Annotated in this window: 6 protein-coding genes and 2 pseudogenes; 7 read left to right on the plus strand and 1 reads right to left on the minus strand. The window is 54.7% G+C overall.

What is annotated here, in order from left to right:
• From HMPREF0372_RS20930 to HMPREF0372_RS16855, 7 genes and pseudogenes are all read left to right on the plus strand, one after another.
• A pseudogene (locus tag HMPREF0372_RS20930) lies at positions 1 to 335 on the plus strand (recombinase family protein); the annotation flags it as partial.
• Positions 332 to 1,081 carry a metallophosphoesterase family protein gene (locus HMPREF0372_RS16835; protein ID WP_007495131.1) on the plus strand — a complete coding sequence of 250 codons (750 nt, stop codon included), beginning with the start codon at positions 332 to 334 and terminating at the stop codon, positions 1,079 to 1,081. The pseudogene HMPREF0372_RS20930 and the gene HMPREF0372_RS16835, both read left to right, overlap by 4 nt.
• Positions 1,082 to 1,321: 240 nt before the next feature.
• Positions 1,322 to 2,842, plus strand: coding sequence for a Y-family DNA polymerase (locus HMPREF0372_RS16840; RefSeq protein WP_007495132.1), 1,521 nt, complete (start codon positions 1,322 to 1,324; stop codon positions 2,840 to 2,842).
• Positions 2,839 to 3,261 (plus strand): hypothetical protein, encoded by a 423-nt coding sequence (locus tag HMPREF0372_RS16845; RefSeq protein ID WP_039997909.1) that lies wholly within the window; start codon positions 2,839 to 2,841, stop codon positions 3,259 to 3,261. Before HMPREF0372_RS16840 ends, HMPREF0372_RS16845 begins: the two co-directional genes overlap by 4 nt.
• Positions 3,262 to 3,431: 170 nt before the next feature.
• Positions 3,432 to 3,746: pseudogene (locus HMPREF0372_RS21390) on the plus strand (DUF1016 N-terminal domain-containing protein); the annotation flags it as partial.
• A gap of 88 nt (positions 3,747 to 3,834) precedes the next feature.
• A complete protein-coding gene (locus HMPREF0372_RS16850) occupies positions 3,835 to 4,311 on the plus strand; it encodes a low molecular weight protein-tyrosine-phosphatase (RefSeq protein ID WP_039997911.1) in 477 nt (158 codons plus the stop codon).
• Complete coding sequence (locus HMPREF0372_RS16855) at positions 4,305 to 5,309, plus strand: PDDEXK nuclease domain-containing protein (protein ID WP_007495135.1); 1,005 nt, start codon at positions 4,305 to 4,307, stop codon at positions 5,307 to 5,309. Before HMPREF0372_RS16850 ends, HMPREF0372_RS16855 begins: the two co-directional genes overlap by 7 nt.
• 406 nt (positions 5,310 to 5,715) lie before the next feature.
• Here HMPREF0372_RS16855 and HMPREF0372_RS20405 read toward each other — a convergent pair.
• Positions 5,716 to 6,097, minus strand: a 382-nt coding sequence (locus HMPREF0372_RS20405; RefSeq protein WP_207635686.1) for a hypothetical protein, incomplete at its 5' end; no start/stop codon positions are given.

The raw sequence follows: 6,097 nt of genomic DNA on the forward strand, positions 1-6,097 counted from the left end.
TCAACAGCCTGCTGGCCGAGGCGTCAGCCAACCCGGCAGAGGACTATACGGGGCGGTTCCGGGAGCTGTCCGAGTCCACCGCCCATCTCAGGGAGCAAAGGGCCAGGCTGGAGGGGGTCTATCAGGAAAACCAAAAGGTGAACCAGCGCCTGCGGACGGTGTCGGCCGCCATGGAACACATGTCGGCGGCGCTGACGGAGTGGGATGAGGAGGTCATCCACCAGCTGCTGGAGAAGGTGACGGTACTCTCCCAGGAGAAGATCCGGGTGACCTTCCGGGATGGCCGGGAGATCGAGCAGTATGTGGCACAGCCAAAAAGGAGGAAGCTTGCATGAAGATCTTCGCTACAGGCGACACCCACGGGAATCTTGAGCGGTTCCGCCCGGAATACTTCCCAGAGGGCGGGGAACTAACCAAGGAGGACGTAGTGCTCCAGCTGGGAGACTTCGGCGGCGTGTGGTTCGGGGATGAACGGGACGACGAGGCGCTGGACTGGTTGGAAGGGTTGCCTTTCACGGTGGCCTTCGTCTCGGGAAACCATGAAAACTACGATGCCCTTGTGAAATACCCGATAGAGAACTGGCACGGCGGCAGGGTGCAGCCCATCCGGCCCCACGTGCTCCACCTGATGCGGGGGCAGGTATTTGAGCTGACCGGGCGTACCTTCTTCACTATGGGCGGGGCGGCCTCCCACGACATTGAGGACGGCATCCTGAGCCTGGACGATCCCAACTTTGAGCGGAAATACCTGACATTGAAGCAGAAAGAGCACACCCGATTCCGCATTGACCACCTCTCCTGGTGGAGGGAGGAGTTACCCTTGGAGGAGGAATATGCAGAGGCGCATAAAAATCTGGACGCCCACGGCTGGACGGCGGACTACATCCTCACCCACTGCGCCCCCACCAGCATTGCCCTCCAGTTCTCCCGGCACAACACGGCGGATCGCCTGACAGACTTCTTCCAGGAGGTCAAAGACCGGGCGCAATACCACTACTGGCTGTTCGGGCACTACCACGGAAACAAAGCCATTGATACCAAGCACATCCTCTTGTGGGAGCAAATCGTGCAGATTTTATAAGCAGAAGCCCGTAAGGGAAAGGGCGGCGGTTTGATCCGCCGCCTTTTCCTTTGCGGCTTTCTGTCCAAGAAAATATCTCACCACTATGGAATAGATAGAACAAATGTGCTACAATCAGCTTAAAGGACTCTGGATAGACGATACGACAGAGATGGATGACAGTATGTGGATCATGCTGGGCTGTCCTCAATAATCAGACAATACCCGTGATATACTAAGTCAGAGAGGAGGGACAGGGGTGTGAAAGAAAAGTGCTATGTCTGCTGTGATCTCAAGAGCTTTTACGCCTCGGTGGAGTGCGTAGAGCGGGGGCTGGACCCCATGACCACCAATCTGGTGGTGGCGGACAAGCGGCGAACGGACAAGACCATTTGCCTGGCCGTGACCCCTTCCCTCAAAGCCTACGGCATTTCAGGCCGGGCCCGGCTCTTTGAGGTGGTACAGAAGGTCAAAGAGGTCAACCTCCGACGGCAGCGGCAAGCCCCGGGCCGGCGGTTCACCGGCGCCTCTTGGCACGACCGGTCGGTGCAGGAGAACCCCTCTCTGGCTCTGGACTACCTGGTGGCCCCGCCCAGAATGGCCCACTATATCGATTGGAGCACGAGAATCTACAGCGTCTACCTGAAATACATCGCGCCGGAGGACATCTTCCCCTATAGCATCGACGAGGTGTTTATCGATCTGACCCACTACCTGGACACCTACAGGATGACGGCCCGGGATCTGACCCAGACCATCCTTTTGGATATTCTGAACACCACCGGCATTACCGCTGCGGCGGGGATGGGAAGCAATCTGTATCTGGCCAAGGTAGCCATGGATATTGTGTCCAAGCATATCCGGGCTGACCGGCACGGCGTCCGCATCGCCAAGCTCACGGAGGAGAGTTACCGCCGCCTGCTCTGGGCGCACCGGCCCCTGACGGACTTCTGGCGGGTGGGCAAGGGCTACGCGGGCAAGCTGGAGGCCAACGGCCTGTACACCATGGGGGACATCGCTCGGTGCTCCATTGGCAAGCCCACAGATTACCACAATGAGGAACTGCTCTACAAGCTGTTCGGGGTCAACGCGGAGATTTTGATCGACCACGCCTGGGGCTGGGAGCCCTGCACCATCGCGGACGTGAAGGCGTACAAGCCGGAGAACAAGAGCATCGTCTCCGGCCAGGTGCTTCAGTGCCCCTATGACTTTGACAAGGCCCGTCTGGTGGTGCGGGAGATGGCGGATGCCCTGGCGCTGGATCTGGTGGACAAGCGGCTGGTGACCAACCAGTTGGTGCTCACTGTGGGCTATGACCGGGAGAACCTGGACGACCCGGGCCGCCGTCAGAACTACCATGGCCCGGTGACCACTGACCGCTACGGACGGAGCATCCCCAAGCACGCAGTGGGCACGGAGAACTTCACCTACACCTCGTCCGCCAATGACTTGCAGAAAGCGGCAGCGGCCCTCTACGACCGGATCGTGGATAAGAACCTGTTGATCCGCCGCTTAAGCATCAGCGCCAACAAGCTGCTGGACGAGGCGGAGGCACCCAAGGCGCATGAGGCGGAGCAGATGGACCTGTTCACCGACTATGCCGTCAGAGAGGCGCAGGAACAGGCGGACAAGGCCGCCCACACCCGGGAGCGAAAGCTCCAGGAGGCCATGCTGGGCATCAAGAAGCGGTACGGCAAGAACGCCATCCTCAAGGGGATGAACCTGGAGGATGGCGCCACGGCCAAAGAGCGCAACCAAACGATCGGAGGGCATCAAGCGTGAGCGGGCCATACGACGACATCATAAACCTCCCGCATCCCACCTCCAAGCGGCACCCCCGGATGCCCATCCGCGACCGGGCCGCGATTTTCAGCCCATTCGCCGCCCTGAGCGGCCACGGGGCCGCCATCGCGGAGACCGCCCGGCTGACGGAGCAGAGGATAGAGTTGGACGAGGACACCAAGGCAGAGCTGGACCGGAGGCAGGCCGTGCTGCTGGAGTACATGGACGAGCGGCCGGAGCTCACCGTCACCTGGTTCCAGCGGGACGAAAAGAAGGACGGCGGGGCTTACCTCACCACCACCGGCCGGCTGAAAAAGCTCAGAGAACTGGAGCGGATCCTGGTTTTGACAGACGGGACAGAGATCCCACTGGAGGACGTGGTGGCTCTAGAGAGCGACATCTTCCAAACACTCACATAGCTGACCATAAAAAGGAGCACAGCGTATCAATCGCCGTGCTCCTTTTTATGGTTATGACTAATTAGGCGCGGGGTGCCGGAAAGGAGAGCCCAATGAACGTCAGAAAACCAACCGATTACAGCGCCATGTATGGGATGCTGGATCAGCTCATGGGGGCGGGTCTCCCGCAGATGGAGCTGTACTTTGAGATCGGCAGGGCCGTCTGTGCCCGCCAGGAAAAGGGCGCGGCGGTCATGGCCGCCGAGTATCTCCAGTCAAACTACCCTGGGGACAGAGGCTTCTCCCCGCGAAACCTGCGGCGGATGCGGGAATTTTACTGGGCCTATGCGGATAGCCTAGAGTTGCGGGCGCTGGCCCTGAAACTGGGCTGGACGCAAAACGTGGCCATTCTGGAGGTCTGTGAGAGCAGCCAGGAGCGCGACTGGTATCTCCGGGCTACGCTGGAGCACCGCTGGACAAAGGTGGAGCTGCTGGAAAAGATCCAGGTCAGGGCATGGCTGCGGGAAGGACTCGACGAACCGGACAATACCTGTTATACTGAGAGCAACACAGTATCAGCGGGGTGTCTGGAGCATGAAGAAGATCCCTTTCGTGTGTCATGGAAATATTTGTCGGAGCCCGATGGCCGAGTATGTGATGAAGGACTTGGTGAAAAAGGCGGGGCTGAAGGGCGAGTTTCAGATTGCTTCGGCGGCCACCAGCCGGGAGGAGATCGGCAACCCAGTCTATCCCCCAGCCCGGCGGAAGCTGGCGGAACACGGCATCTCCTGCGATGGCCACGCCGCCCGTCAGCTCCGCAACAGCGACTACGAGGAGTACGACCTGCTCATTGGAATGGATCAGGCCAACCTCCGCAACATGTATCGCATCTGCGGCGGCGACTTCAACGACAAGATGCACCTTCTGATGGAATACGCCGGCCGCCCGGAGCAGGAGGTGGCCGATCCCTGGTACACCGATGACTTCGACACCACTTGGCGGGATGTGCTGGCGGGGTGCCAGGGGCTGCTGGATGACTTGCTGGAGAAGGAGGGAAAGACAGCATGCTGATGAATTCAAGCGAGTATCTCGCTACTGTTGACCTTGTAAAGCAGGAAATTAAATCAGCCCAATATCATGCGGCCGTCCAAGTTAACACTACCCTGATTCTTCTCTATCACAGCATTGGCCGTATTATCAATGAACACAAAGCCTGGGGCAATAAATTCATTGAAAACTTGGCCGCAGATATCCGGAGGGAATTTCCAGGCAGCAAGGGTTATTCTGTGCGAAATCTGAAGTATATGGCAAAATTTGCCCAGACCTATCCGGATCTGGAATTTGTGCAGACGGTGTCTGCACAAATTCCCTGGTCACACAATATAGCGATTCTGGACAAGGTAAAAGTTCAGGAAGAAAGAATCTGGTACATTCAGAAAGCAACGGAAAACGGCTGGTCGCACAGTGTACTGGTTCACCAAATTGAGAGCGGTCTGTATCAACGGCAGGTGCTGGCAGACAAGGTGTCCAACTTTGAAAAACGGCTTCCCTCGCCTCAAAGTGAGTTGGCTGTACAGACGATGAAAGATCCGTATATTTTTGACTTTATCCCATTCAAGGAAGATATGGTAGAGCGTGATATTGAGCAAGCTCTGGTCAGGGACGTGACCAAGCTCCTGCTGGAGCTTGGGACTGGCTTCGCTTTCCTGGGCAATCAGTATCACCTCAATGTGGGTGGCGATGATTTTTACATTGATCTGCTCTTCTACAATCTGAATCTGCGCTGCTATGTGGTAATTGAGTTAAAAACAGGTGAATTCAAACCGGAGTATGCCGGTCAGCTCAATTTTTATCTCTCCGCAGTAGATGCCATTCTGAAAAAAGAACAGGATGCGTCTTCTATCGGGCTGCTTCTGTGTAAAAGTAAAAACGACCTTGTAGCAGAATATTCTCTCAAGGATATGAGCAAACCGATTGGGGTAAGCGCATACCAAATCACCAACAACTTGCCGAAGGAGTTAGAAAAGCAACTGCCGTCTGTGGAAGATATTCAGAAACGGATCAAATGAAAATAAATTTCTATGCCAACAATCATCTGGGTATACGCCACACGGTAATTATACTAGAGTGTACACAAGGTTCAACCGAAAAGAGAAAATTTCAGCAACTTCAGATTTTTTAAGCATTGAAATCTATTGCTTTATGAAGAAGTAAGATAATGTGAAAAAGGTGATTATATGGGGTCAATTATCTTAAAGGAACAGCACATTATTGATAGCGATACCCGTTCTTTTTCTAGTGATCATCTTTCAGGAATTCTTATCGATAGTTTTTGTTATAATGCAATAGGAGGGTGGCATTTTACAAGGGACAACATAGTCTGCAAATCACAAAACGAGTCTATGATCAAAGCAGGCTAATCAAAAATGAGGGGCTATAATGATAAAGAATTTTAATCGAGAACCCAATTACGGGTTATATCCTGAAATTCTGAAACTGCTGTGAAATATAGCTTTGCACCTGAATCCTTTTTATGGATACCACAGTGAATTTTACATGCTCGGCGGGAGTGGATTCCGCCTGCGCTAAGGTTTTGCCTGCGGCAAAACGCTTGTATGGCACAAAAGTGCCGCCGGCCGGAAGGCCAGATCTCTCGGGTTGTAAATATCCAGATTGAAGTCCGCAGACATATGGACAAGGGTAGGAGTATTGAACAGTTTTCTTAGACTGTCCAATACTCCTACCCTTATTCCATGGGAGAAAGCCTTGGTATTTCAGGTGTTTTCTTTTCTCTTGCACAGCTCGGTAATTCATATCGCAAAGGGATAAGGTACAATAATTTTCGCAAATTGAAAAG

It is taken from the genome of Flavonifractor plautii ATCC 29863 (assembly GCF_000239295.1).
GTDB classification, from domain to species: domain Bacteria; phylum Bacillota; class Clostridia; order Oscillospirales; family Oscillospiraceae; genus Flavonifractor; species Flavonifractor plautii.